This window comes from Burkholderia orbicola (assembly GCF_900100915.1).
GTDB classification, from domain to species: domain Bacteria; phylum Pseudomonadota; class Gammaproteobacteria; order Burkholderiales; family Burkholderiaceae; genus Burkholderia; species Burkholderia orbicola.
The window spans coordinates 2,773,242-2,799,616 of sequence record NZ_FNKW01000002.1; the positions used below are offsets into that span (position 1 = coordinate 2,773,242).

26 protein-coding genes and 1 pseudogene are annotated in these 26,375 nt (G+C 68.4%); 12 read left to right on the plus strand and 15 right to left on the minus strand.

Features of this window, described 5'->3' with window-relative positions:
* Window positions 1-37: 37 nt before the first annotated feature.
* Genes BLS50_RS29245 through BLS50_RS29255 form a run of 3 tightly spaced genes read right to left on the minus strand, consistent with a single transcriptional unit; the run spans window position 38 to window position 3,720 of the window.
* Entirely contained in the window at window positions 38-721 is a 684-nt protein-coding gene (locus BLS50_RS29245) for a Fe2+-dependent dioxygenase (RefSeq protein ID WP_074806203.1), read from the minus strand.
* Window positions 718-1,473 (minus strand): tetratricopeptide repeat protein, encoded by a 756-nt coding sequence (locus BLS50_RS29250; protein ID WP_074806206.1) that lies wholly within the window; start codon window positions 1,471-1,473, stop codon window positions 718-720. Before BLS50_RS29250 ends, BLS50_RS29245 begins: the two co-directional genes overlap by 4 nt.
* 3 nt (window positions 1,474-1,476) lie before the next feature.
* Window positions 1,477-3,720, minus strand: coding sequence for a TonB-dependent receptor (locus BLS50_RS29255; RefSeq protein ID WP_074806209.1), 2,244 nt, complete (start codon window positions 3,718-3,720; stop codon window positions 1,477-1,479).
* A 283-nt stretch (window positions 3,721-4,003) separates the two neighbouring features.
* Between BLS50_RS29255 and BLS50_RS36450 the strand changes: the two are divergent.
* Window positions 4,004-4,072: pseudogene (locus BLS50_RS36450) on the plus strand (VapC toxin family PIN domain ribonuclease); the annotation flags it as partial.
* Window positions 4,073-4,216: 144 nt separating this feature from the next.
* Here the strand turns inward: BLS50_RS36450 and BLS50_RS29260 are convergent.
* On the minus strand, window positions 4,217-5,512 hold the full coding sequence (locus tag BLS50_RS29260) for an aspartate carbamoyltransferase (RefSeq protein ID WP_011547337.1): 1,296 nt from the start codon (window positions 5,510-5,512) through the stop codon (window positions 4,217-4,219).
* Between the two features lie 234 nt (window positions 5,513-5,746).
* On the opposite strand from BLS50_RS29260, the gene BLS50_RS29265 reads away from it, so the two are divergent.
* A complete protein-coding gene (locus tag BLS50_RS29265; protein ID WP_006485835.1) occupies window positions 5,747-5,881 on the plus strand; it encodes an entericidin A/B family lipoprotein in 135 nt (44 codons plus the stop codon).
* 94 nt (window positions 5,882-5,975) lie between these two features.
* Here BLS50_RS29265 and BLS50_RS29270 read toward each other — a convergent pair whose 3' ends face one another.
* From BLS50_RS29270 to BLS50_RS29280, 3 genes are all read right to left on the minus strand, one after another.
* Window positions 5,976-6,524, minus strand: a complete 549-nt coding sequence (locus tag BLS50_RS29270) for a permease (protein ID WP_074806212.1) — start codon at window positions 6,522-6,524, stop codon at window positions 5,976-5,978.
* Between the two features lie 202 nt (window positions 6,525-6,726).
* Entirely contained in the window at window positions 6,727-7,659 is a 933-nt protein-coding gene (locus tag BLS50_RS29275; protein ID WP_074806835.1) for a DMT family transporter, read from the minus strand.
* A 181-nt stretch (window positions 7,660-7,840) separates the two neighbouring features.
* Entirely contained in the window at window positions 7,841-8,635 is a 795-nt protein-coding gene (locus BLS50_RS29280) for an AraC family transcriptional regulator (RefSeq protein ID WP_074806215.1), read from the minus strand.
* Between the two features lie 170 nt (window positions 8,636-8,805).
* On the opposite strand from BLS50_RS29280, the gene BLS50_RS29285 reads away from it, so the two are divergent.
* The gene (locus tag BLS50_RS29285; RefSeq protein WP_074806833.1) at window positions 8,806-9,639 is read left to right on the plus strand and encodes a molybdenum cofactor biosynthesis F family protein; all 834 of its coding nucleotides are present in this window, start codon (window positions 8,806-8,808) and stop codon (window positions 9,637-9,639) included.
* A complete protein-coding gene (locus tag BLS50_RS29290; RefSeq protein WP_074806218.1) occupies window positions 9,636-10,445 on the plus strand; it encodes an SDR family oxidoreductase in 810 nt (269 codons plus the stop codon). The genes BLS50_RS29285 and BLS50_RS29290 overlap by 4 nt, the downstream gene beginning before the upstream one ends.
* 92 nt (window positions 10,446-10,537) lie before the next feature.
* On the opposite strand, the gene BLS50_RS29295 is transcribed toward BLS50_RS29290, so the two are convergent.
* On the minus strand, window positions 10,538-11,215 hold the full coding sequence (locus BLS50_RS29295; protein WP_074806221.1) for a dihydrodipicolinate reductase C-terminal domain-containing protein: 678 nt from the start codon (window positions 11,213-11,215) through the stop codon (window positions 10,538-10,540).
* 401 nt (window positions 11,216-11,616) lie between these two features.
* Here BLS50_RS29295 and BLS50_RS29300 point away from each other — a divergent pair, with 401 nt between their 5' ends.
* The 4 genes from BLS50_RS29300 to creD all read left to right on the plus strand — a co-directional run bounded on the left by BLS50_RS29300 (window position 11,617) and on the right by creD (window position 16,092).
* On the plus strand, window positions 11,617-12,330 hold the full coding sequence (locus BLS50_RS29300) for an SDR family NAD(P)-dependent oxidoreductase (protein WP_074806224.1): 714 nt from the start codon (window positions 11,617-11,619) through the stop codon (window positions 12,328-12,330).
* A gap of 89 nt (window positions 12,331-12,419) precedes the next feature.
* Complete coding sequence (creB, locus tag BLS50_RS29305; protein WP_027809454.1) at window positions 12,420-13,133, plus strand: two-component system response regulator CreB; 714 nt, start codon at window positions 12,420-12,422, stop codon at window positions 13,131-13,133.
* A gap of 15 nt (window positions 13,134-13,148) precedes the next feature.
* Entirely contained in the window at window positions 13,149-14,600 is a 1,452-nt protein-coding gene (gene creC, locus BLS50_RS29310) for a two-component system sensor histidine kinase CreC (RefSeq protein ID WP_074806227.1), read from the plus strand.
* Window positions 14,601-14,703: 103 nt separating this feature from the next.
* Window positions 14,704-16,092: a cell envelope integrity protein CreD gene (gene creD / locus BLS50_RS29315; RefSeq protein WP_074806230.1), complete on the plus strand. Its 1,389-nt coding sequence runs from the start codon at window positions 14,704-14,706 to the stop codon at window positions 16,090-16,092.
* 184 nt (window positions 16,093-16,276) lie between these two features.
* Here creD and BLS50_RS29320 read toward each other — a convergent pair whose 3' ends face one another.
* Window positions 16,277-16,699 (minus strand): RidA family protein, encoded by a 423-nt coding sequence (locus BLS50_RS29320; RefSeq protein ID WP_027809451.1) that lies wholly within the window; start codon window positions 16,697-16,699, stop codon window positions 16,277-16,279.
* A 161-nt stretch (window positions 16,700-16,860) separates the two neighbouring features.
* On the opposite strand from BLS50_RS29320, the gene BLS50_RS29325 reads away from it, so the two are divergent.
* Window positions 16,861-17,058, plus strand: a complete 198-nt coding sequence (locus BLS50_RS29325) for an oxidoreductase-like domain-containing protein (RefSeq protein WP_074806233.1) — start codon at window positions 16,861-16,863, stop codon at window positions 17,056-17,058.
* A 92-nt stretch (window positions 17,059-17,150) separates the two neighbouring features.
* Here BLS50_RS29325 and BLS50_RS29330 read toward each other — a convergent pair whose 3' ends face one another.
* Window positions 17,151-18,611, minus strand: a complete 1,461-nt coding sequence (locus BLS50_RS29330; protein WP_074806236.1) for an MFS transporter — start codon at window positions 18,609-18,611, stop codon at window positions 17,151-17,153.
* Between the two features lie 147 nt (window positions 18,612-18,758).
* Here BLS50_RS29330 and BLS50_RS29335 point away from each other — a divergent pair, with 147 nt between their 5' ends.
* Window positions 18,759-19,631, plus strand: a complete 873-nt coding sequence (locus tag BLS50_RS29335; RefSeq protein ID WP_011547351.1) for a LysR family transcriptional regulator — start codon at window positions 18,759-18,761, stop codon at window positions 19,629-19,631.
* Window positions 19,632-19,676: 45 nt separating this feature from the next.
* Window positions 19,677-19,997 carry a DUF7660 family protein gene (locus BLS50_RS29340; protein ID WP_074806239.1) on the plus strand — a complete coding sequence of 107 codons (321 nt, stop codon included), beginning with the start codon at window positions 19,677-19,679 and terminating at the stop codon, window positions 19,995-19,997.
* Between the two features lie 31 nt (window positions 19,998-20,028).
* Here BLS50_RS29340 and BLS50_RS29345 read toward each other — a convergent pair whose 3' ends face one another.
* Window positions 20,029-20,931: a LysR family transcriptional regulator gene (locus BLS50_RS29345; protein WP_074806242.1), complete on the minus strand. Its 903-nt coding sequence runs from the start codon at window positions 20,929-20,931 to the stop codon at window positions 20,029-20,031.
* Window positions 20,932-21,030: 99 nt separating this feature from the next.
* Between BLS50_RS29345 and BLS50_RS29350 the strand changes: the two genes are divergently transcribed.
* Window positions 21,031-22,008 (plus strand): NAD-dependent epimerase/dehydratase family protein, encoded by a 978-nt coding sequence (locus BLS50_RS29350; RefSeq protein ID WP_074806245.1) that lies wholly within the window; start codon window positions 21,031-21,033, stop codon window positions 22,006-22,008.
* A 352-nt stretch (window positions 22,009-22,360) separates the two neighbouring features.
* Here the strand turns inward: BLS50_RS29350 and BLS50_RS29355 are convergent, their stop codons facing one another.
* From BLS50_RS29355 to BLS50_RS29370, 4 genes are all read right to left on the minus strand, one after another.
* Complete coding sequence (locus tag BLS50_RS29355; RefSeq protein WP_027809445.1) at window positions 22,361-23,062, minus strand: DUF2848 domain-containing protein; 702 nt, start codon at window positions 23,060-23,062, stop codon at window positions 22,361-22,363.
* A 49-nt stretch (window positions 23,063-23,111) separates the two neighbouring features.
* Window positions 23,112-24,431: an MFS transporter gene (locus BLS50_RS29360; protein WP_053526339.1), complete on the minus strand. Its 1,320-nt coding sequence runs from the start codon at window positions 24,429-24,431 to the stop codon at window positions 23,112-23,114.
* Window positions 24,432-24,488: 57 nt separating this feature from the next.
* Window positions 24,489-25,187 (minus strand): DUF4286 family protein, encoded by a 699-nt coding sequence (locus tag BLS50_RS29365; protein WP_074806248.1) that lies wholly within the window; start codon window positions 25,185-25,187, stop codon window positions 24,489-24,491.
* Between the two features lie 99 nt (window positions 25,188-25,286).
* Window positions 25,287-26,324 carry a LysR family transcriptional regulator gene (locus BLS50_RS29370; protein ID WP_074806251.1) on the minus strand — a complete coding sequence of 346 codons (1,038 nt, stop codon included), beginning with the start codon at window positions 26,322-26,324 and terminating at the stop codon, window positions 25,287-25,289.
* Window positions 26,325-26,375: the final 51 nt, after the last annotated feature.

Sequence of the window (26,375 nt, forward strand, 5' to 3'; positions counted from 1 at the left end):
CGACGCGGCGCGAGCGCCGGCGCGCGACCGGCTCACGCTACGCATCCGCCCACTTCCTCAACAGGTTGTGATAAATCCCCGTCAATGAAATGACCACCGGGTCCTTCGCCCCTTTTTCCGCGGAAAGCGCCTGAATCTGCGTATCGAGCTGAAACAGCAGCGTGCGATCGCCGTCGTCGCGCACCATGCTCTGGATCCAGAAGAACGACGCGACGCGCTCACCGCGCGTCACAGGCGTCACGTGATGCAGGCTCGACGCCGGATACAGCACGAGATCGCCCGCCGGCAGCTTCGCACGATGCACGCCGTACGTATCCTCGACGCACAGCTCGCCGCCGTCGTATGCGTCGGGTTCCTCGAGGAACAGCGTCGCCGACAGATCGCTGCGCACGCGGAAATCCGTGCCGCGCAGCAGCCGGATCGCGTTGTCGACGTGGGTGCCGAACGTCTCGCCGCCTTCATAGCGATTGAACAGCGGTGGAAATACCTTCAACGGCAGCGCCGCCGAAAAGAACAGCGGATGGCGGGCGAGTGCGTCCTGAATCGCATCGCCCACCGCACGCGCGGCCGGCGAGCCTTCCGGCAGTTGCCGATTGCGTTTCGCGAGCGCCGACTGCGCGCCGGACGTTGCGTTGCCGTCGACCCAGTCGGCGGCATCGAGCATCTCGCGGCATTGCGCGACCTGCGCCTTGGTCAGTACACCGGGGATATGAAGCATCATGATGCGGATTCCATGGCGTGCGGCGCCAGCTGCATGGCCGCCGAACGAAAAGCGTCGAGCGGCGACGACACGAGATACGCGCGCATCTTCGCGATGAACGCGGGTGTCGCGGTGGCCGGCACCCGCGCGAGCCAAGCGAGCGCTTCGTCGACGCGTCCACGCTCGGCGAGCAGCCGTGCATAGTTGAACTGGCCGCGAAAATCGCCGGCTTCGGCCGCACGGCGATAGTGGTCGAACGCGGCGTCGGTGTCGACCGCGACGACCCACCCATCCTCGTAGAACCCGCCGATCAGGTTGATCGATTTCGCATGGCCGAGCGCGGCCGCGCGGCGGAACCAGTCGAGCGCGTCGGCGCGGTTCTCGTCGACGCCGTTGCCGAGGGCAAGTGCGGTCGCGTAGTTGTACATGCCCCAGTCGAGCCCCGCCTGCGCGGCAAGCCGGTACCAGTACACGGCGACCGGCGCGCAGGCGGCCGTGCCCCAACCGAACTCGTAACAGCGCCCGAGCATGTTCATCGCCATCGGGTGGCCGGCCCGCGCGGCGTGCCGGAACCAGCCGAGCGCGGCGGCCGGGTCGCGTGCGACGCCGTGCCCGTCGAGCAGGTATTGCCCGTAGACGGCCTGCGCGTCGACGATGCCGTTATCGGCCGCCGCCGCGACCCACGCGGCGGCGCGCTCGGGCGGCCCGGCCAGGATGTCGGCGAACTCGCGCGGCGATACCGACGCGAGCGCCTTCAGCGACACGGCCTCCATCGATCAGTAGCGCGCGTTCAGCGTGACGAACGCCGAACGGCTCGGCGCGATCGACGCATAGTGCGCCGGATATGCCTGATCGAAGTAGGTGCGGTTGAACAGGTTGTTCACGTTCAGTTGCAGATCGAGCTTCTTGTTGATCCGGTACTGCGCCATCGCATCGAAGCGCCAGTACGACGGCACGGCGCGCAGGTTCGCGGGATCGCCGAATACTTCCGACATATAGAACGCGCCGCCGCCGACCGTGAACTTCCGCGTGACGTCGTAGTTCGACCACATCGTGAGGCTGTGCTTCGGCGTGTTCGGGAAGCGGTTGCCGTTATTCGCGGCGTCCTTGCCGTTGTCGCGCAGTTGGCTTTTCATGTACGTGTAGCCGCCGAACACCTGCCATTGCTTCGTGATCTGGCCGGCGAGGCCGAGCTCGAGACCCTGCACGCGCTTGTTGCCGACCATCGCGTACTGGTTGTTCGGCAGCGTCACGCGTGCGTTGGTCGTGTCGATCTGGAACAGCGCGGCTGTGAGCGACAGCTTGTCGTTCAGCACGTTCCACTTCGTGCCGAGCTCGATGCTGCGGTTTTTTTCCGGCGAAAGCTGATCGGCGTTCTGGCCGACGCCGCCGCGGCCCGGCGTGAGCGACTGCGTTTCGCTGCCTTCGCCGAGCATCATGCCGGCGGGCGTCGACGAGGTCGCATACGACGCGTAGATGCTGCCGTTCTGCGCGGGCTTGAACACGAGGCCGGCCTGCCAGTTCACGAGCGTGTCGTCGCGTGTGGTGGTCTTGCCGCCGTTGGCCTTGGTGTCGGTGAAGCGGGTCGAGTAGTCGTCGACGCGCACGCCGGCGTTGACTTGCCAGCGCGGCGTGATCTCGATCGTGTCGAAGCCGTAGATCGACTTCGTCGTGGTGCGCGCATGCGCGTAGTCGTTGTTGCGCGTGATCGAACCGGCCCACGGATCGTTCGGGTTCGGCGACCACAGGCTCGTGCAGTTGTAGCCCGACGCGGCGCCGATGCCTTTCTGGCAGATCTTGCCGGTGTCGGTCGCGACCGTGTACGAGTCGCGCTTGCCCCATTCGCGCGACAGCTCGATGCCGGTCGTGAAGCTGTGCTTGAACGGGCCCGTGCGGAATTCGCCGAACAGCTCGGTCAGGTTCGCGAGGCTGTTGATCGAGCTGTTGCGGTTGTTGTTGCGGCGCCAGACCTTGCCGTTCACCACGTTGCCCTGGCTGTCGTCCGGCTGCGTCCAGATGTAGTCCTGCGTCGATTCCGTGTAGCGCGTGGTGTTGCGCACCGTGAGGTTCGGCGTGATGTCGTGCTCGATCTTGATCGTGCTGATGTCCGACGTGGTCTTGCGGAAGTCGCGGTCGATCAGGCCGTAGAAGTTGTGGCGATCGACGGGCGCCGGATAGATCGTGCCGACGTTCGCGGGCTTGTTCGAGGTCGTGTAGAAATACGGGATGCCGCCATCGGGCATGTCGTCCGTCTGCAGGTGGTAGTAGCTCGCGGTCACGCGCGTCGGCGTGCCGAGGCCGAACGCGATCGACGGCGCGACGCCCCAGCGCTCGTTGTTGACGGCGTCGCGGCCGGCGACGTCGTTGTTGTGGCTCATCAGGTTCAGGCGGAACGCGGCGTGCTCGGCGAACTGCCAGTTGCCGTCGGCGGTGAAGCGGCGATAGCGGTCGGTGCCGAGGCCCGCGCTCGCGGCGGCCGTCGTGCCGAGGTGGGGGGCCTTCGTGATCAGGTTGATGCTGCCGCCGGCACCGCCGCGGCCGCCGTACGCGCCGTCGGAGCCCTTGGTGATCTCGACGCGCTCGGTGTTGAAGATCTCGCGCGTGGTGGCGCCCGTGTCGCGCATGCCGTCAACGAACATGCTGCCCTGTGTGTCGTAGCCGCGAATGAACGGACGGTCGCCGAGCGGGTTGCCGCCTTCGCCGGCGCCGAACGTGATGCCGGGCACGGTGCGCAGCGCTTCGGTCAGCGTCGCCGCGCCGCTGCTCTGGATCAGTTCCTGCGGGATCACGGTGACGGATTTCGGCGTGTCGACGAGCGGCGCGGTGAATTTCGCGGAAGCGGAAAAGTCGGCCTTGTAGCTGTGCTCGGTCTTGCCCTGGATCTCGATCGGCGCGAGGTGGCCTTCGGTGCTGGCGGGCGCCGCGGGCGGCGTACCGTCGGCGAACGCGGGGCTCGCGGCGAGCACGCTGCACAAGGTGGTGAACTTACCGAGCTTCAGCTCGTCCGGACGGGATTTCATGGTGCGCTTCGACCTCGCGGTGTGGCCCCGGGACGGTGCGTTGCGGAAACGTGCATGCCGCCGGGAATTATTACGATTTGTTTTCAGGCGGCATTCTATGTAATTTTTCTTTAAATGAGAAGCGTTCTTGTTCGCGTTTGTAAGGGAAGTGTTGACGAATGTTGCGGGGTGGTCGAAGGCTTGTGGGGCGGGGAAGGATGGCCGATTGGCCGAGTATGAAGGGCGGGGCAGTGGGACTAGAGTGATTGCGTCGCGGGGCGCCGAGTGACTGCAAAATGCCAAGGTGGCCACGCGCAACGTCGCGCCGTTCGAGGCAGCAGGCCTGCGTGTGATCGACCCTTGGGCCGCCTGACGCCGGGTTAGCCGCCGTCACGTTGTTACCGGCGCCGAAAATGACAACGCGCCGTGCAAGCCGGCGCGTTGGGTGCGTGATGTGTGCGCGTTGGCCCTTGAACTGATGCAATCTCGCGTTCAGGCGCGCGACACCGGCCGCAGGTCAGTCGATCCCGTGAAACACCGCGTCTTCCGGCCCGAGGTACGCCGGCGGTCGCCACGTCGCGTCGCGCATCGAGTGCTGGACGAGATTCTCGACACCCAGCAGCACCGCGAAGATCGCCATCCGTACCGGAATGCCGTTGTCGGTTTGCCGGAAGATCGCGAGACGCGGGTCGCGGTTCAGGTCGACCGACAGATCGTTCGCGCCGGGCCGGCTGTCGCGCGGCAGCGGGTGCATGATCAGCGTGTCGGGCTTGCACACCGCGTCGACCAGCGCCTGGTTGATCTGGAAATCCGGCGTGTAGCCTTCGAACGACTCGTCGGTGAAGCGCTCCTTCTGAATTCGCGTCGCGTAGACCACGTCCGCGCCGCGCAGCCCGGCCGCGAGGTCGTTGGTCTGCTCGACCACATGGCCGTTCGTCGCGATCTGCTCGACGATGTACGTCGGCATCTCGAGCGTCGGCGGCGACACGAGCGTGAACTTCAGCCCGCGGTACAGCGCGAGCAGCTTGACGAGCGAGTGCACGGTGCGGCCGTATTTCAGGTCGCCGACCAGCGCGATGTGCGCGCCGTCGACGATCTTGCCGAGCCGCGAAAACTCGCGCTGGATCGTATAGAGGTCGAGCAGCGCCTGGCTCGGGTGCTCGCCCGGGCCGTCGCCGCCGTTGATCACCGGCAGGTTGGTCGCGCGCGCGAATTCGGCCACCGAGCCTTTTTCCGGGTGGCGGATCACGAGCGCGTCGACGTAGCCGGCCATCACGCGGCTCGTGTCGTAGATCGATTCACCCTTGGCCATCGACGAGAACGTGAACCCCGTCGTATCGCACACCGAGCCGCCGAGCCGGCAGAAGGCCGCGCCGAACGACACGCGTGTGCGCGTGCTGGCCTCGAAGAACAGGTTGCCGAGCACCGCGCCTTCGAGCACGCGTGAAATCTTGTGGCGTCGCGCGATCGGCTGCATGACATCGGCCACGCGGAACAGCGCCTCGACCGAGTCCCGCGAGAACTGGTCGACGGAGATCAGTTGCGGCTTGCCTTCGAACAGGAATTGCTTCGCGAGCCCTTGTTTGTCTACGCTTTGCGTATAGTTCTCGCCGTCCGGCGCCGAGCGCTCGACGATTTCCGACACGAAGCGCTCGACGATCTCGGGCATCCCGCGCGATTCCTGCGAATCGTCCGGAAGCAGCCAGGTATCAAGCGCGCGTCGGCTGACGCCGATGCGATTCGCGAATGCCTCGCGGGTCATGTTGAGGCGGCGCATCGCGTCGCGGAGGAAGGCTTGCTGGGGAACGGTCATCGGCGACTCCTGGGCGGAAAATATACGCGGTGCGTATATTAGTTCCTGGCGCGATGAAGTCAAGAAAATTCTGCGCGCGTGCGCGGTGTGGTGCGTATGACACTCGGCGGAGCCGTACTGGCGCGCGGCCTGCGTCTCCGTATAATCAGGTCAGGCCCCGTGTCCGGCAGTCTGCCGGGCGCCAGCCGCACACGATTCGCCCGGTCGGGCATGTTGATTCGAAGGAGAATGAGAATGACGCGTACGATTGCTGCAATGCTGCTGGTGGTGACCGCGGCGCTTGCCGGTTGCAATACGGTTGCCGGCGTGGGCCAGGACATTTCGAAGGGCGGCCAGGCGATCAGCGATTCGGCTGAAAAGGCCAAGTAAGCCGACCGGTTCCGGTATGCAGAAGGCGCCGGCCTTCCCGCGATTGCGGGGAGGCTCGGCGCCTTTTTTTACGCGCGGGTCGATGCCGGTGGCGTCAGGCGCGTTCCACGAACGCGTAGCGGCCTTCGACCTTGCGCGGCGTGAACCAGCCGTAGTCGGGGAACAACCGGGTGCGGACGAACCACACGTAACCGACCAGCACGACCGTGATCGCGAGGCTCGGCAGCGCGGCCGCCGGATCGCGCCCGAGATCGGCGACGGCCTTCGGTATCTGCAGCAGCGACAGCACGATGAACGCGTGATATGCGCCCACCCGATGGGTCGCGAAGCCCCAGATGAACAGCAGCGACAGCGGCACGGTCAGCGCAAGGAAGACGGTGACGAGGACGTTGCCGGCGCCGGATGCGAAGAAGTAGTACGCAAGCATCAGGCTGATGACCAACTGGGCGATGCCGAGCGCGATCAGGATCCGGACGTGCACCTTGTTCTTGCGGCAGCGTTCGGGGTCCGGGCGCGATGCGATCAGGTGCGCGAGCACGCGATCCTTGAGCCCCTGTCCGGACAGCTCGGCCAGCGCATCGGCCTTCCTCGTTCCCGCGGACAGCAGCACCGCGATTCTTGTTTTGGCTTCCTTCCTGTTCATTGCGTGGCGGATTGTTGTTCGATGGTTGTCAAGGGGTGTGGCCACGCGAATATTGCATCTTGCGCAGTCGTGCGCAACGGTTTTGCGGTGCACGGACACATTCCTACAGTCGCGGGCTGCATCGCGGAAAGGTGGCGATCGGCGGGCGATGCGACGGCAGGGTGCCGGAGCCCTTTTCGCCGCGAGGCAATGAACGCGCGAGTCAATCGATGGCGGTCCGCGCGGCGAGCGTAGCGCGTGATGCGCCAGGCGGCTCACGCCGTCGCGTCGCGCCGACGAGCATGCCGGCGACGACGAGCGCGATGCCCGCGACACGCGTGCCGGTCAGCGTTTCGCCGAACAGCGCGACCGCGAACAGCACGGCCGAAACCGGCGCGACCGCCGTGAACAGGGCCGCCTCGGTGCCGCTCGTGCGGGCCGAACCCGCATACCAGCACAGGTAGCCGAGCACGGTCGGAATCAACGCGTAGTAGACGATCGCCGACACGGCGCCGACGGTCCAGCCGTTCGCCACTGCTTGCCATTCGAACGCGGCCGGCACGAGTGCGAGCACGAAGCCGAGGCCCGACATCGCGGTGGAAAGCGCGAGCGGCGGGACCGGTGCGGCAAGCCGTCGGTTGAGCAGGATGAAGACGGCTTCGCATGCGACGGCCGCCAACACCAGCGCATCGCCGGCAAGTGTTTGCAGCGACGGCATCGCGTGGCCCGGCGCGAACGTGACGAACAGCACGCCGGCCGTGGCGAGCGCGGCGGCCAGCCAGTCGCGCGGCGTCTGCCGCTCGCGCAGCACGACGGCCGCGATCAGCGTCGACATGGCCGGCAGCGTGCCGAGCATCACACCCGCATCGAGCGGCGATGACAGTTTCGTGCCGCTGATCAGCAGCACCGTATAGCCGCCGCCGCCCGCCGCCGCCTGGATGACGAGCAGCACGGCGTCGCGTGCGGAAATGCGCGGCCAGCGCATGCGCTGCGCGCGCATCAGCATGAACAGCAGCGGGGTCGCGATCAGGAAGCGCAGCGCGGTGGCTGCGAACGGCGGCAGGCCGCCGGCCGCGAGACGGCTCGCGATGACGGTGCTGCCGACGCCCGCCATCGCGGCGGCGAGATAGAGATAGCCAATCAGTCGTGTCTTCATGCGCCGCATCGTCGCGTATGGCGGTGGGGCGCGTCTTGAACGAAATTGCAACGCGAGAGGCATTGAATGCGGTGCGCCGTCGACAGGCACTGACGCAATAGGTCGTGGCTGCCGTCGAGGTAGCAACCGCCTTTGAATGCACTGCGCCCGGTAGCTCTGCACTGCGCCGGCGATGTCTTGATTATCCCGCCTGCGTGAACCGCCCCGGCGTGATCCCGAACTGGCGTGCGAACGCACGCGTCAGGTGGCTCTGATCGGCGAAGCCGGCTTCGGCCGCGGCATCGACGATCGGCAGGCCGCTGGCCAGCAGCGCGCGCGCCAGCCGCGTGCGCGACTGAACCAGATAGGCGTGCGGCGTGATGCCGAGCTCGCGCGCAAAGCCGCGCAGCAACTGGAAGCGGCTGACGCCGCTCAGGTCGGCCAGCTCGGCGAGCGACACGGGAGCGGCCGGCGCTGCATCGAGCCGCTCCCGCGCGACGCGGACGGCCGGCGCGACGCCGGCCGCCGGCAGCGTGCGGTTCGCGTGCCGGGCGAGCAAACCGGCGACGAGCATCACGAGCGCTTCGTCGCGGGCCAGCGGCGGGGTTTCGCCTGCGACGATGCGCGCATGCAGCCGGCCGACGGCGGCCGTGAGCCGCGCGTCGCGCACGGCCGGATGGGCAAGCTCGACGCCGCCGAGGCCTTCTTCCGCGGCGACGCCCGCGACCAGCGCGGGCGCGAGGTACAGCATCCGCCAGCGCCTGCCGGTGCCGGCCTCGAGCGGCGAGCCGTCGTGCATCTCGCCGGGATTGACCATGATCGCGTCGCCCGCCAGCGCGTCGACCTGCCCGCGACCGCTCCACGACCGGTGCGCACCGCTGACGATCACGCCCACCCCGAATTCGTCGTGCGCATGGCGCGGAAACGCGCGGTCGGATTCGAGGCTGATCGCCTCGATGCCTTCGCCGGTGCGTCGATAGTGGGTGACACGGTGCATGTGCGCTCCTCGCGCCGGTCGCGGCGCGGATCACGTGCACTTTAGCGCGTTCCGGCGCCGCGCGCCCTTCATCCTTTTGGCGGATATCGCGCGGCGCGTGCAGCCGGCACCATGTGCACATCGGCAGCGTACACGGCCCGCCGGGCCTGAAGCTGCATGGGAGACGGCAGGTGGAACGACAGGACCCGGTATTCATTCAGGTTGGCGCGCTCGCGGACGGCTTCGCGCCGGAGGCGAACATCCTCGCCCCCGTCGACGCACTCGTCGGGCGGACGCTGGCGCTTGGCGACGCATCGGGCGCGTGGCGCGTCTATACGTTCGAGCCGGATGCGCTGCAGTGGCGCGATGCGGCAACCGATACGGGCGGCCGCGCGCCGTGCCGCGTGACGCGGCTGCGCGATGGACTGTACTTCGTCGACTACATCGATGTCGCTGCTCGGGCGACGTCGGTCAGCCTCGTGATCGATCTGGACACCGGCGTGTGGACGTCGGTCGTCGGTACGCTGCCGACGGAAGCCGACACGCGCATCGATGCGTTCACGCGCGTCGCGCGCGGGCTGCCGCTGACGGCCGTCGACGTGCAATTCCGGCACGGCACGCTCGGCGGCCACGCGCAGCCGGGGCCGCTGCATGCGCCCACGCGCGAGCTGATCGGCAAGCGGACGATGTACCGCTACAGCCCGACCGAATGCTACGAGCACATCTACCTGAACGAGAATTTCTACGCGTGGCAGTGCCTGCAAGGCGTCGAAGGCGGGCTGGCCGATGTCGACCGCTGCCATTACTTCAAGATGGCGGACGATCTGTATCTGTTCGTGTGGCGCGAGAAAGTGGTGCCGACGCTCGGCGTCGTGCTGATCGACCTCGCGCAGCGCAAGACCGACGGCAAGATCTTCGGCTATCAGGGCGGCGATTTCGGCACGCTGTCGAATTTCCAGATCGGCGCTTACGCGCAAGTGCTGAACGAAACCGTGTACCCGCCCGGCGGCGAGGCGCAGCGATGACTACCGTGCCGGGCAGCGGCCGCCTGCGCGCGGATTTCGGCGGCCGTGTCGTGCTCGTCACGGGCGCCGCGCAAGGGATCGGCGCGGCGATCGCGCGCCGTTTCGCGGAATCCGACGCGTTCGTCGCCGTGGCCGACCTGAACGGCGACGCGGCAGCCGCGCAGGCCGACGCGCTGACCAGCGCGGGCGGCGACGCACGCGCGTATCGGGTCGATGCCGCGAGCCGGGGCGACCTGGATGCGCTCGTCGCGGCAGTCGAGCGCGACGGCGGCCGGCTCGATGTCGTGATCCACAATGCCGCGTTTTTTCCGTTGACGCCGTTCATGCAGATCGACGAGCCGACGCTCGACCGCACGCTGTCGGTCAACCTGTCGGCGCTGTTCTGGCTCGCGCAGGCCGCGTTGCCGGCATTCGAGCGGGCGGGGGCCGGCAGGCTGCTCGTCACGTCGTCGGTGACGGGGCCGCGCGTCGTCTATCCGGGGCTTGCGCATTACGCGGCGTCGAAGGCTGGCGTGAACGGCTTCATCCGGGCGGCGGCGCTGGAGCTGGCGCGCCGCAACGTGACGGTCAACGGCGTCGAACCGGGGATGATTCGCACGCCGGCGGCCGGCAATCTCGGCGATGCGTCGGTCGCGGCGCAGATCGCGCGCGACATTCCGCTCGCGCGGATGGGCGAACCGGAGGACATCGCGAACGCGATGCTGTTTCTCGCGTCGGCCGACGCGGCGTACATCACCGGGCAGACGATCGTCGTCGACGGCGGAGCGACCTTGCCGGAGAGCGGGGCAGTGCTGGGAGATCGATAGCGAGGGGCGGTTCGGAGGGCTGCGGCGAGGCTGTGGCGGCATAGGCGCGCGTACCGGGCCACCGCGGGCCGTGCCACACGCCGTCGCCGTGACTACAGCCAGCCGTTGCGGATGAATTCGACGATCGAATAGCGGCGAGGCTCGAGATCGTGCTGCCGGACGGCCTCGACGATGCGCGATACGCCGTCCGCGTAGGGCGTATCGCCGGATACGCGCGATTCGAACTGCAGACTGCATGCACCGTCGTCGATACGTATCCGGTGAACCGCGTGGCGGCCGAGCTGATCGTCGGGGATGCCGAATTCGCTGCGCTGCACGGCCGGGTCGCGCACGGAGTGGATGTCTGCCGGCTGCACGCCAAGCGACGCGGCGATGCCGACGGCCGTGCCGGGGACGGACGTCTTGCCGGCCTGATGCGACTCGGTCACGCTGATCTCGCAGTCGCGAAACAGGTGGCCGCTGGTTTCCAGCATGCTCATGAACTTGAGCATCAGGATGTTCGTGTTCGGACACAGCACGACCGGAAAGCCGTACGTCCCGGTTTCGAGGTCGGAGCCGGTCGACAGTTCGACGAGCGGCGACGCGGTGGCCTGGCAGAACGCGATCGCGGCGGGGAGTTCGCGGCCGGAACCGGCATGGACGACGATCGACCGGGCGTCGGTTCGCGCGGTGTCCGACCAAGGCATCACGCGGCAGGTGGCCGGGTCAAGCTTGTGCGAGCCGAGCAACTCGTTGGCGAGCTTGCCGGTTCCGATGACGAGTACTTGCATGGGATTGACGGATTGAGGTTCGGGTGGCGAGTGGGCGGCGGCGGTGCAGGCCGTCGAGCAAGCCCGGCTGTCGTGCCGCTTGCCGCGCCGGGCGGGCATCGCGCATTATGCCCGTCCGTCGGTTGGCGCGCTTGTCGGGCCGGGCATGTGGTGTCGCGGCGCATCGGCTCGCCGACGCCCTCGGCTGTCCATCTCGCCCGCGACGTTGTGATGGCCCGCGGCGCGTGCGTGTGGACCGCGATCCGTTTCGTGGCGCAGCCGCCGGGCTAGCGCCCGGGCAACCGAAGCGAAACGATAGAGGCGCCGCACTGCCGCATCTTCATCCCGTGCGCACGAACGCGCGAACGGCGCTACGCTGTCGGCATTTCATCCCATCACCCTCGATCCAGGAGAACACATCGATGGAACACGACCTGAAAGGCAAGGCAATCGCGATCACCGGCGGCTTCGGTCATCTGGGCGTCGCGACGGCCGCGTGGCTCGGCGAGCGCGGCGCACGCGTCGCGCTGATCGGCCGCGGCGCGGCGCCTGCGGCGCAGGCGCTGCCCGGCGTGCCGGCCGATGCGCTGCGCATCGGCGGCATCGATCTCGTCGATCCGCAGGCCGCCGTGCAGGCGCTCGACACGGTCAACCGCGAATTCGGCCGGGTCGACGCGCTGCTGAACATCGCCGGCGCATTCGTGTGGCAGACGATCGCCGACGGCGATGCCGCCACGTGGGACCGCATGTACGAACTGAACGTGAAGACGGCGCTGAACGCGTCGAAAGCCGCGCTGCCGTACCTGGTGGCGAGTCAGGCGGGCCGCATCGTCAACATCGGCGCGGGCGCGGCATTCAAGGCCGGCGCCGGGATGGGCGCGTATGCGGCCGCGAAGGCGGGTGTCGCGCGGCTCACCGAGGCGCTGGCGGCGGAACTGCTCGATCGCGCCGTGACCGTGAACGCGCTGCTGCCGAGCATCATCGACACGCCGCCGAACCGCAAGGACATGCCCGACGCCGACTTCTCGCGCTGGGTCCGGCCCGAGCAGCTCGCGGCGACGATCGGATTCCTGCTGTCGGACGACGCGCAGGCGATTACCGGTGCGTCGATTCCGGTGAGCGGCCGCGTCGCGTAGTACGCCGGAGGAGGGCTCGCCGGGTTCGGCCGTGCGTACAATGTCGCACCGGCTTGCACGGCCGGAACCCGAGACCCGAACCTGAGACCATGACTCAGCCCACCATCCTGATCGTCGAAGATGAACAGGCGATCGCGGACACGATCGTCTATGCGCTCGGCACCGACGGCATGCAGACCGTCCACTGCACGCTCGGGCAGGCGGCGCTCGACCGCCTGCGCGACACGCATGTCGATCTCGTGGTGCTCGATGTCGGCCTGCCGGACCTCAGCGGTTTCGAGGTATGCCGGCGGCTGCGCACGTTCACCGATATTCCGGTGATCTTCCTGACCGCGCGGCACGACGAGATCGACCGGATCGTCGGGCTCGAGATCGGCGCCGACGATTACGTCGTCAAGCCGTTTTCGCCGCGCGAACTGGCCGCGCGGGTCCGCGTGATCCTGCGCCGCTTTCACCGGACGGCCGCACCGGAACCGGCGCCCGCGCCCACTTCGGCCGACGCGCCTGCACCGGTCGCCTCCGGCTTCACGCTCGACACCGACGGCGCGCGCGTGTCGTGGCTCGGCCACGCGCTGGACCTCACGCGCTACGAATTCGGGCTGATGGCGCTGCTGGTCCGGCATCCGGGGCGCATCTACTCGCGCGAACAGTTGATGGATCTCGTGTGGCACGAGGCGCTCGATTCGGCCGACCGCACGGTCGACACGCACATCAAGACGCTGCGCGCCAAGCTGCGCGCGATCGATCCCGAGCGCGACCCGATCCGCACGCATCGCGGGATGGGTTATTCGCTGCAACCGTAACGAGCGGCACCGCCCATGCATATCGGCCTGCGCATCTTCTTCGGCTTTTTCCTGATCGTCGGCCTGGCCGCGCTGATCACGCTGCGCGTGTTCGTGCAGGAGGTGAAGCCCGGCGTGCGCGAAGCGATGGAGGACACGCTCGTCGATACCGCGCAGGTGCTGGCGACGCTGGCGGCCGACGACATGGCGAACGGGCACATCGCCGACGGCACATTCGCGCGGCAACTCGGGAAACTGCACGAGCGCCCGGTCAGCGCGAACGTGTGGGGTATCCAGAAGAACGCGATCGGCTACCGCCTCTACATCACCGACGCGCACGGCATCGTGCGCTACGACTCGTCCGGCAGCGCGCTCGGGCAGGACTATTCGCGCTGGAACGACGTGTACCGGACGCTGCGCGGCGAATACGGCGCGCGCAGCACGCGCAGCGATCCGAACGACGACGGCAGCACCGTGATGCACGTGGCGGCGCCGATCCGGCGCGGCAACGAGATCATCGGTGTGCTGACGATCGCGAAACCGAACCAGACGGTCGCGCCGTTCATCGCGCGCAGCCAGCGCAAGATCATGCTGTACGGCGCGTTGCTGATGGGCGGCGCGATCCTGATCGGCGCCGCGTGCACGTGGTGGCTGGTGCTCGGGTTGCGGCGCCTGCAGCGCTATGCGCGCGCGATCGCGGCCGGCGAGCGCGCATCGATGCCGCTGCAGGGCGCGAACGAACTGGCCGAACTGGGGCGCGCGGTGGAAAGCATGCATCAGCGGCTGGAAGACCGCCAGTACGTCGAAACCTACATCCACACGCTCACGCACGAGATGAAAAGCCCGCTGGCCGCGATCAGTGGTGCGGCCGAACTGTTGCAGGAAGACATGCCGGTCGCGAACCGCCGGCGCTTCACCGAGAACATCCGCCGCCAGGCCGGCCGCCTCGAACAGATGATCCGCAAACTGCTCGCGCTGGCCGAGGTCGAGCAGAAGCAGCGCCTGTCGGTGCACGAGCCGGTCGCGCTGCGGCCGGTGCTCGAACAGCTCGTCGACGATATCGAGCCGCGCGCGCGGCAGCGCGGCGTGAGCCTGCGGATCGATGCGAACGATGCGGCCGATCCGGCGGTCGTCGACGGCGATCCGTTCCTGCTGCGGCAGGCGCTCGGCAACCTGCTCGACAACGCGCTGGATTTCGCGCCGCCAGGCAGCACGGTCCGGATCGCGCTCGAGCGGCAGCCGGCGGGGCGGGCGCACGTCGCGGTCGTGCGCGTCGACGACGACGGCCCCGGCGTGCCCGACTATGCGCTGTCGCGCGTGTTCGAACGCTTCTATTCGCTGCCGCGGCCCGACGGACAGGATCGCAGCACGGGCCTCGGGCTGTGTTTCGTCCGCGAAGTCGCGATGCTGCACCGCGGCCAGATCGCGCTCGCGAACCGCGCGGAAGGCGGCGCGTGCGCGACGCTCACGCTGCCGTCGGCCGGCTGACCGCGCTTCACGCTCGCCACACATTCGCTTCACGCCGGCTTCAATCGCCCTTCACCGGGGCCGCTCATGCTGAACGTACCTTCCACTCCGGTACCTGCCAGCAATGAATCGAGTCCTGTTGTTCAAGTCCATGATCACCGCGTTTCTCGCGCTGGCGATCCTGATCCCGCTGCAGATGGTCCAGAGCATCGTGCGGGAACGCGCCGATTACCGGCAGAGTGCGCTGCAGAGCATCTGGGCGAGCTACGCGGGGCCGCAGACGGTGACGGGGCCGGTGCTCGTCGTCCGTTACACTGAAGTCACGCGCGTGAGCGACGACGCGCGGGCCGGCGGCAAGGCGAAAACCAGCCTGAAAAGCGAGACGAAACGGCTGCTCGTGTTCCCGAAGACGCTGAAGGTCGACGGCACGCTGTCGGTCAGCGTGCGTTATCGCGGTATCCACAAGGCGCTCGTGTACGGGCTCGACAGCCGGATCACTGGCACACTGCCGCTGCCGGACCTGAAGAAGCTGCCGGAGGCCGACGGCCACGTGAGCTTCAAGATCGACGGCGCATACGTCGCGCTCGGCATCGGCGACTTGCGTGGGTTGAAGGCGCAGCCCGACCTGCGCATCGGCGGCAAGCGGATCGACGTGGAGCAGGGCACGCGGCTCGACAGCCTGCGCCAGGGCGTGCATGCGAACGTCGATCTCACGGCGCTGGCGGACGCAAACGCCGGCGCGACGGTCGTGCCGTTCAGCATCGGCCTGCCGCTCGCGGGCGCCGAATCGGTCGCGTTCGCGCCGGTGGGCGACCAGAACGACTTCTCGTTGAGATCGACGTGGCCGCACCCGAGCTTCGGCGGCGAGTTCCTGCCGGCGGAGCGCACGATCGATGCGCGCGGCTTCGTCAGTAACTGGCACGTGACGTCATTCAACACGAAGGCGCGCGAGCAAGTGGCGTCCGGCAACGGCGGGGGCGAGATCGAGATGGCGTCGGTATCGGTGATCGAACCCGTGAACGTCTATCTGCAGGCCGAACGCGCGACGAAATACGGTGCGCTGTTCGTGATGCTCACGTTCGCGAGCTTCTTCATGTACGAGCTCGTGAAGCGGCTGCGCATTCACCCGATCCAGTACACGCTGGTCGGCCTGTCGCTCGCGCTGTTCTTCCTGCTGTTGCTGAGCCTGTCCGAGCATATTGCGTTCGGCTATGCGTATCTCGCAGCAAGCGGCGCATGCATCGGGCTGCTCGGCTTCTACCTGTCGTTCGTGCTGCACAGCGTGAAGCGCGGCGCGACGTTCACCGTGCTGCTCGCGATGCTGTACGCGGCGCTCTACGGGCTGCTGCTGTCGGAAGACAATGCGCTGATGCTCGGTTCGCTGCTGCTGTTCGCGATCCTTGCCGGCATCATGACGCTCACGCGCCGCGTCGACTGGTATTCGCTCGGCGCCGCGTGGCAGCCGCTGGCCGACAAGCCGGGAGCGGTGAAGCCGGGCGCGCCGGCGAAGTAAGCGAGCGGGTGCAGGCAAGCGCGCGCGCCGGTCGGGAAAGCCGTGACCGGTGCGCGTTTTTACGCGGGCCCGGTGCCTTTCACGCGGCCCTCTCGGGCCGACGAAACCGCGCTAGCGGAATCTCGGCGATGGCTGCGATGTCGAGGCAGCGGCCGACGTGCGTTTGCACACAGGCCGATGCCTTTCACACGGCCCTCTCGGGCCGACGAAACCGCGCCAGCGGAATCTCGGCGATGGCCGCGATCTCGATCAGCAGGTCGGGATGGTAGAGACGTTCGACCTGGACGGTCGTCGTCACCGGATAGGGTTCGGCGAAGTAGGTCTTGCGGATGTCGCCGGCCTGCATGAACGCATCGATGTCGGTGGCGTAATGGACGAGCGAGATCACGTCGCGCATCTGTCCGCCCAGCGCGGCCAGCACGTAGCGGATGTTGTCGAGCGTTTGCCGGACCTGGGCGCGCATGTCGCCGGCGCCGACTGGCTGCCCGTCTCGGTCGAGCGCGACCTGTCCCTTCAGATGCACGATCCGGCCGTCGCCCTGGATCACGGCCATCGAAAACGCGCCGAACGGCGCCCAGACTTCCGGGGGATTCACGGCTTCGGCCATCGTGCGGCTCCTGTGGGGTCGAAATGGGCGAGCGCAGCGGCGTGCCGCATGCGGCGATCGCGCCATGACCGGCGCGTTCATCATCGACCGTGCCGGCCTGCCGAACGCGGCGGCGGCCCGGATCGCCCTATACTGACCACTCCACATTACCGGACCACGCCGTGCCGAACCAAGCTTCCGGAGATCCGTCCATCGACGATCCCCGCCCGACCCCGCCTGTCCAACCCGAACTGGAAGACTGCTGCAACAGCGGCTGCTCGCCGTGCGTCTTCGATCTTTACGACGAGGCGCTCGCGCGCTATCGCGTCGAACTGGCCGAATGGGAGGCGCGGCAGGCACAGCGCGAGCCTCACCGGTAAACCGGAGGAGGCGGCGAGCCGCCACGCCGCGCATGCGCCATGCCCGTTTCCGGGCCTGGATTGACGGTGCCGGCACCGTCGCACGTCAGCCGTCACGCATCCGCATGCAGCCGCCGATGCAGCGGCCCGAGCGCCATCGACAGCGCGACGCAGCCCAGCAGCACGATCGTCAGCGTGAACATCGACGCCCTGAAGCCCTGCACGTAATCGAGCGCGGCCGGATGCACGCCGAGCCGCGCGAAGAACACGCCGCCGATCGTCGCGGCACCGACCGCTGCGCCGATCTGCAGCATCGCGCTGACCATTCCCGACGCGACTCCCGCGCGGGCCGCATCGACTTCCGCGAGCACGATCCGCACGACCGACGGCAGCACGAGCCCTTGCCCGATGCCGATCGCCGCGATGCCCGCATAGAAGCCGGGCCCCGGCGCGCCGTCACGGGCGAGCGCGGCGGCGATCGCGACGCCGGCCGCGAGCATCGCGAAGCCGAGCGTGAGCACGCGATACCCGCCGAAGCGGGCGACGAGGCGCGTCGTCAGCAGCGGGCTCGCGAGGAAGCCGAGCCCGAGCGGCAGGATCGCGAACCCGGACGCGAGCGGCGACCAGTTCAGGCAGCCCTGCAGATAGATCCCGTAGCTCAGGAAGAACGCACTCAGCGTGTAGAACAGGAACGCGAGCAGGAGCCCGAGCGCGACGACCGGGTTGCGGAGCAGTCGCACGTCGAGCAGCGGATCGTGGCCGCGCGCGAGCCGGCGCGCTTCGACCGCCAGCAGCGCGCCGAGCATCGGCAGCGCGCCGACGCCGCACGCGATCATCCACAGCGGCCAGCCGGCTTCCCGACCATGCGTGAGCGGGTACACGAGCATCAGCAGGAACAGCGACATCAGCACCGTGCCCGGCACGTCGATGCGCTGGCCGCGCGGCGCGCGGTTTTCCGGGATGAAGCGCCAGCTGCCGATCAGCGCCAGGATGCCGATCGGCAGATTGACGAGGAAGATCGCGCGCCAACCGAGCCCGAACGGATGCAGGCTGATCAGCGCGCCGCCGCCAAGCTGGCCGATCACGGCCGCGAGGCCGAACGCGAACCCGTAGAAGCCCATCACGCGCACCTGTTCCTGCGGGCTGAACACGCTGCGGATCGTCGCGAGCACCTGCGGCGCGAGGATCGCGGCGAACAGGCCCTGCAGCACGCGGCCGCCGACGAGCACCGTGCCGTTGTCGGCGAGCCCGCACAGCGTCGACGCGAGCACGAAGCCGGCCATGCCGATCATGAACATGCGCTTGCGTCCGTACAGGTCGCCGAGCCGCCCGCCGGTGATCTGGACGACCGCGTTCGCGCATGCATAGGCCGACACGACGAGCTGCAACTCGGCCTGGCGCGCGCCGATGCCGTCGCGAATGGCCGGGAGCGCGAGATTCACGATGAAGTAGTCGAGCGGCGGCAGAATGGCGCCGACCAGCAGGACCACGAGCGCCCAGCCGTGATGGCTGCGCGGCGTCGCCGCGGCAGCGGCGCAGGCTGGTGCGCAGGGGGCGAGGGTGTTGTTCGTCATGGTGAAAGCAGATCCAAAGAATGAGGGCCCGATAGGCGATCGACGCAACCAGGCCGTTGACCCCTTATTCTGGGCATCGCCCATGGTTCGGAAAAGCGGGAAAGAGTGGTAGCATCCATCGGGTTAGTCGATGGATAAGGAACGACGATGCGCGGTTTCGACCTGGATCAGTTGCGTACTTTCGCGGCGGTCGCGGATGCGGGCAGCTTGACGGCCGCTGCACCGCGGCTGCACCTGTCGCAATCGACGGTCAGCGAGCAGGTGCGCAAGCTCGAATCGCGCGCCGGCGTGCCGCTGTTCGTGCGCAGCAAGCGCGGCGTCGAGCCGACGCCGGCCGGCGCGCGGCTGCTGCAGCATGCGCGGCGCATCGTCGCGCTGAACGAGGCCGCGTTCGACGAGCTGCGCGGGCAGGCGATCAAGGGCGAACTGCGCGTCGCGATCACCGATTACTACCGCACGAATGAAGTGGCGGGCATGCTGGCGCGGCTGCGGGAGTGCTACCCGCAGTTGAGCTTGCACGTCAGCGCGATGAAGAGCGCGGAGATCGAAGCGGCGCACGCACGCGGGCAGATCGATCTCGGCGTCGTGATGAACATGTCGAGCGGGCCGTTCCGGCCGGTGTCGGCCGACACGCGCTGGGTGCTGCGGCGCGAACCGCTGTCGTGGGTCGCGTCGCCCGCGCTCGCCGAGCAGTTGCCCGAGCCGCTGCCGCTCGTGCTGCTGCCGGACGACTGCATGATGCATCAGGTCGCGGTGCGCTCGCTCGACGAGCAACACACGCCGTACGTGCTCGTGCACAGCGCGTCGGGCGTCGCGGGGTTGCAGTCGATGCTCGCGGCGGGGCTCGGCGTCGGCTGCCTGTGCGCATCGGCGATCGGCGACGGCCTGATGCGGCTAGGCACGAAATACCGGCTGCCGCCGCTGCCGGACGCGGTGTTTTCGCTGACGCCGCCGTTGCCGGGCGAACGCGAGACCGTCACCCAGGCGCGCGAGGTGCTGTCGCGTCAACTGCTGATGTAAAACCATGTCGCGCGACACCGAGCGGCGCGTCAAGGGGCCACGGGCATGAACGACGAACTGAAGAACCAGATGGCCGCGAAGCTGCAGCATGCGCTGGAGCGCGTGGTCGATGAGCGTTCGCTGATTCATTTTTTGCGCGTGCTCGGCCATGACTGGCACACGGAGCGGCAGCTCGAGGCCGACGCGCCGCTGTCGCCATACGCCCATGCGGCGCTCGGCTGGGAAAACCGGTCGATCGGCGAATACCTGGAAGCGATGATCGACTGGGCCGAGGCGTCGGAAGAGGGGCTGCGCTTCTACGACGTGCCCGATAACCCGTGGGGGCGCATCGCGGACATCCTGTTCGCCGGGAAAATCTACGAATAGCGCGGCCCGCGCGATTCACGCCCACCGCTTTCTACTCGGCGACCTCACCGTCCGCATACGCCCGCAGCCCGTTGGCCAGCGCATCGAACACGGCCCGGCAGCGCGGGCTGGTCCGCAGGTCTTCGTGCATCACGACCCAGGTGTCCAGCCGCATCCCGAGCGCGTCCGGCAGCACGCGCACGAGCCGCGCGTTGCGTTTCGCGAGCGCCGACTGGCAGAAACCGATCCCGTAGCCGGCGCGGATCATCGCGAGCTGCGCGAGATTGCTGTCGGTACGCAGCGCGAACGCGTCGCGTTTCCACAGCGGCATGCCGCGCCCCGCCGAACGAATGAACGGCGTGACGGTATCGAAGCCGATCAGCGTGTGATGCGCGAGCGCATCGATCGTCGCGGGCGCGCCGTGGTGCGCCAGGTAATCGTCGCGCGCATACAGCCCGACCTCGATTTCGCCGACGTGTCGCGCGACGAGCGCGTCCTGCGCGGGCGGCGCCATCCGGACCGCGATGTCGGCCTCGCGCTTCAGCACGTCCTGGATGCGGTCGGTCGGCACCAGTTCGATCACGAGCCCCGGATGCTCGCGCCGCAACTGCGCGAGCATCGGCGGCAGCACCTCGACGGCGATCACGTCGCTGGCCGAGATCCGCACGATGCCGCGCACGCCGGCGCCGTGGCTGGCCGCCGCGCGCTCGAACGCGGCCGCCGCGCTGCGCAGCGCCTCCGCGTGACCGCGCAGCGCGAGCGCGGCCTCGGTCGGCAGCAGGCCCGACGGCGAGCGCGTGAACAGCGTCTGGCCGAACGCGGCTTCGAGCGCCGCGACATGGCGGCCGGCCGTCGGCTGCGTGATGCCGAGCGCGCGCGCCGCGCCGGACAGCGAGCCTTCCGTCAGGACCGCGAGGAAGGTGCGGTAGCGTTCCCAGTTCAGATCGATGGTCATACATAAATGTATAGCCGATCTGCCAGGTTCGGCAATTCCTTGATAGTCATCGGCGCGCCAGAATGCGTGTCGTGATGGTTCCATTCAAGGAGAGCGGCAATGATGGCAAACGCAGGCGGGACGCAACGGCAGGCCCTCGTGCTGGGCGCGAGCGGCGGGATCGGCGGGGAAGTCGCGCGGCAGTTGCGCGATGCGGGCTGGCAGGTGCGCGCGCTCAAGCGCGGGCTCGATGCCGAAGTCGTGGAGCGCGACGGCATCGCATGGGTGCGCGGCGACGCGCTGGATCGTGATGCGGTGGTGCGCGCCGCCCGCGGCTGCAGCGTGATCGTGCATGCGGTGAACCCGCCCGGATACCGGAACTGGGCCACGCAGGTGCTGCCGATGATCGACAACACGATCGCGGCGGCCCGGGCCGCGCAGGCGACCGTCGTGCTGCCGGGGACGGTCTACAACTTCGGCGCCGATGCGTTTCCGGTGCTGCGGGAAGACGCGCCGCAGCATCCGGCGACCCGCAAGGGCGCGATCCGCGTCGAACTGGAGCGGCGGCTGCAGGACGCCAGCGCGCACGGCGTGCCGGCGATCGTCGTGCGCGCCGGCGATTTCTTCGGGCCGCAGCTCGGCAACAGCTGGTTCTCGCAGGGGCTGATCAAGGCGGGGCGGCCGGTCGCGGCCATCAGCGTGCCGAGCCGCGGCGTCGGTCATCAATGGTCGTATGTGCCGGACGTGGCCCGCGTGATGGTCGAGCTGATCGAGCGGCGCGAGACGCTGGAGCCGTTCGCGCGTTTTCATCTGGGCGGGCATTGGGATGAAGACGGCATGCAGATGGCGCTGGCCGTGCAACGCGTCGCGCAGCGGCACGGCATGCGACCGGCGCTGCGCGATTTCCCGTGGTGGCTCGTGTGGGCGGCTGCGCCGTTCGTCACGACGCTGCGCGAATTGCTCGAGATGCGTTACCTGTGGCGCGAGCCGATCCGGATGGACAACGCGCGCGTGACCGCGGTGCTCGGCCGCGAGCCGGTCACGCCGCTCGATACGGCAGTGGAGGCGACGCTGGCGGGGCTCGGGTGTCTCGGGTGAGCAACGGCGGGTAGCGCAGGCTGCGCCCCGGGCACGGAAGCGCGTCACGGCGAACCGAAGAAGCCCGGGGTCACAATTCTCCACATACCCGCGTGCGTCCGATGCGCATCATGTCAGTCGACACCGACAAGGTGAAAACGGGGGCGAGATGTTGCATTTCGGCTGGAAAGCGTCGGTTGCGGGGGCAATCATGTTCACATTGAGCGGGTGTACCAACCTCGCAGGTGTGCTGTACTGCGGCAACTCGCAGTTCAACTTCCCGGACTACCACTGCTTTGAGTCGTACAGGTAGGAACAGGCGCGACGACTGACGGCCGTCGTGCCCGCGTCCCGTGCGGTTTTCCGTTCGCGGTCAAGCCACGACCGGCAATACCTCGACCGCATAGCGATGCGTGAGGCTGCGTCCGAGCACCGGATCGTGCAGCTCCATCTCGAACGCATCGCCGTCGCCCATCGCGGCAATCGCGCCATGCACGGCGACGGTCCCGCCATACATCGCGCAGCGCGCGGGCATCGTGCGGCGATCGTCGAACCGGTGCCACAGCGCGTCGGGCGCGAGCAGGCCGCTGACCGCGCCGTGCTGGTATGCGCGCCGCTCGCCGTTGTGCGCGATCAGCCACGAACGCAGCTCGAGCGCATCCCAGTGATCGGCGACATCCGCATGACGCCATGCGTCGCGGCCGAGCGGCTTCGCGCACACCTGCTTCGACACGGCGACGCCGTACGCTTCGACTTCGCGATCCGTGTGATCGGAGCCGATCGTGACCAGCGTGCCGGCCGGGCTGTCGACCAGCACGCATTCGATCTCGCCGCCCGAGCGTGCGCCGAGCACGCCGATCGACGGCGCCTGCGTGAGCAGTGCGGACGACACGCGATAGAAGCACGGCGTGGTCGACGGCGGCGCGACGCCGAGCGCCGCGAGTTCGTCGATGTGCGCCTGGATCGCGGCCGGGTCGCGGCCGGCCCAGCCGGCGATCACGACGCGTTCGATGTCGACGTCGACGGCGGCCGGCGCACCTTGCAGGGAAATCACGTTGAACGACAGGGTTGGCATGCGGTTATCCGTTTGAAGTGCGAAGGAATGACTGGGCTGGCGGCGACGCTCAATCCTCGAGCGGCCGGTGCGCGGTCTCGCGCGCGGCGACGAGTGCGATCGACGTGACGACGAGCGCGGCGGTGACGTACAGCGACACGGCCGTCGTCGTGCCCGTCTGCCGGAACAGCGCGGCGATCACGAGCGGCGCGAAGCCGCCGCCGACGATGCCGGCGAGCGTGTACGCGAGCGACGAGCCCGCATAGCGCACGCGCGTCGGGAATTGTTCGGTCACGAACGCGCCCTGCGGGCCGTACATCACCGCATGGATCACGAGGCCGATCGCGACGGCCGCGACGATCGCCACGGGGCGCGCGGAATCGAGCAGCGTGAAGAACACGAACGCCCACACGATGCCGGCGATTGCGCCGGCGAGATACACGGGCCGGCGGCCGAAGCGGTCCGACAGCGCGCCGAAGAACGGCACCGCGAGTGCGTTGCAGGCCGTGCCGATCATCACGGCCGTCAGCGCGACGGGGCGCGACAGATGCAGCACGGTCGTCACGTAGGTCAGCGTGAACACGACGATCAGCGCATACAGCACGTCCGAGCCGATCCGCGAGCCGCCCGCGATCAGCAGGCGCTTCCAGTGGTACTTCAGCACGTCGGCGACGGGCACTTCGGCGGTTGCGTGCGATTCGGCGAGCTGCTCGAACTGCGGCGTTTCGTCGACGCCGCGCCGCACCCAGAAGCCGAACGCGACGAGCAGCGCGCTGGCCGCGAACGGCACGCGCCAGCCCCACGACAGGAACGTGTCGGACGTGGTCGACAGCGTGACGAGCGCGATGCAGCCGGTGCCGAGCAGCGTGCCGAACGACGGGCCGATCTGCGTCCACGATGCGGACAGCCCGCGCCGTTTCTGGTCGCCGTGCTCGACCGACAGCAGGACCGCGCCGGCCCATTCGCCGCCGAGCGCGACGCCCTGCACGAAGCGCAGCGCGACGAGCAGGATCGGGCTCAGGATGCCGGCCTGCGCATAGGTCGGCAGCGCGCCCATCAGCGCGGTCGTCACGCCCATCAGCACGAGCGTGAGCATCAGCACCGCGCGGCGGCCGATGCGGTCACCGAGGTTGCCGAACACGAAGCCGCCGAGCGGGCGCGACACGTAGCCGACCGCATAGGTCGAGAACGCGAGGATCGTGCCGGCCAGCGGATCGACCGACGGGAAGAACAGATGGTTGAAAACGAGCGCGGCGAGCGTGTTGTAGATCGTGAAGTCGTACCACTCGAGCGACGTGCCGATCATGCTCGCGGTCGCGAGTCGGCTGTTGCGGACACGGCGGGGCGCGTGGGCGGCGGGCTGGGCGAGAGTGCTCATGGTATCGGGCAGGTCGTGACGGATGACGGGATGAAACGCGGGGCCGGCGTGGGCGTCGGCGTCGGGCGTTCAGGCAGGCAGTGCGACGCCGGCGGCGGCCGGTTCGGCCGCGGCCTGGGCGTCACGATGCGTATCCGGCAGCGGGGCGGCGGCGCGCCACAGCAGATCGAAGGTGCGCACGTCGTCGTGCCCGGCGAGCGTGGCGGCTACGCGGCGCGTGGCTGCTGCGTCGCTGCCTTCGACCAGCACGAGCGCATCGGCGGCCGGGCTGGCCGCCGCCGCTGCGCCGATCGGCGCGGACAGGTCCGGCGACGTACGGAAGAGCCGCGCGGCGTGGATGCCCGGTTCGTGCAGCGCGGCGGCGAAGCGCGCGCGCAGGTGCGGCACGTCGATGCGGTCCGGCGGCAGCACGAACAGCGCGAGATGGGCGCCTTCGCCGTCGCCGGCCTCGATCGTCAGCTCGCCGACGCGCCGTTGCGTGCCCGTCATGCGCGCGAAGTTCGCGAGCGACCACGCGGTCTGCTGCGTGAACGCACGCCGGTACGCGTCGCCGCGGAATACGTCGAGCGTGTCCGTCACGTACAGCGCGAGATATCGGCGCGGGCCGCCGTCGGTCGCGCGAAAGCGCCGCGCATGCGTGAAGCCGGGAATCGCGACACGTTCCTGCATGTGCTCGCGGTCGTACCACGCGTTGAAATCGGCTTCGTGCGCGGGGTCGATATCCGTCCAGACGCAAAGCTGGCCGTGCGGAAGGGAAAGGCGGGTCATTGCGGGGTTCCTCGAGACGGGTAGGTCAGAAACCCCAGTGTCCCGAAGACGGTCCGCACCCGTCCAACAAGAAAACAAATTCGCGGTGAACAGGTTTTCTTATGAGCGGCGCGGACGGCGTTTCGCGGCGGGCGCGGCAGGCGCGGCGGTTTTCGGCGGGCGCTTCGCCTTTGCCGATGTGCTGTTCTTTGCCTCCGTCGCCTTGCGCGCGGGCGTTGCTTCGACGCGATCGGCGACGGCCGGGTTCGCGAGGTTCGCGGCGGCTGCCATCGCGCGTGCCACTTCGCTCGCGAGTTCCGCGATACGCGCGGCGACCGGCAGCCCCTGGCTGCGGTACGTCGCGACGAGCGGCAGCGCGGGGAATTCCGGCTCGACGTCGAGCAGTTCGAGCGTGCCTTCTTGCAACTCGCGCCCGATGATCGCAGGCGGCAGCGCGGCCACGCCGAGCCCGTCGGCGACGAGGCGGATCATCGCGGCGACCGACGTGATGCAGTTGATGCTGGCCGGCCGTTCGACGGCCGCGAACAGCCGCTCGATCGTCGCGTGCGGCCCCGAATGGCGCGAGAAACTGATGATCGGAAACCCGGCCAGGCGCACGACGTCGAGCGGCTGGCCGCCGAGCCCGAGGCGCGGGCTCGCGGCCCAGCGCACCGGGAATTCGCACAGCGGCAGGTTCGTGAAGTCCGGGCCCGGCACCGGGTCGGTCTGCAGGATCAGGTCGACGCCGTCGGTGCTGAGCAGGCGAATCAGATGCAGCGTCGTGTCGCTCGTGATCTCGACGTCGAGGCGCGGATAGCGCTCGCGCAGTTGCGCCATCAGCGCGGGAAACCAGCTGTGCACGATCGATTCGATCACGCCGATCCGGATCAGGCCCGCGTCGCTCGCCGCGTCGATGTCGCGCCGCATTTCGCCGTCGAGCCGCACGATCCGCTCCGCGTAGGCCAGCATGCGCCGGCCCGCGGGCGTGAGCGTGGCCGAGCGCGTGTTGCGGTCGAACAGGCGCACGTCGAACGCTTCCTCGAGCGAGGCGATGCGGCTCGACACGGCGGCCTGCGTCGTGTGCAGTTTCTCGGCCGTGAGCCGGAAGTTTTCCAGCTTCGCGAGCCAGACGAAGGTTTCCAGAAACCGGATGTTCATCGAATTCCGAACGGTGAGGCGGTGCCGGCGGCAGCGGCGGGATCGGTCGAT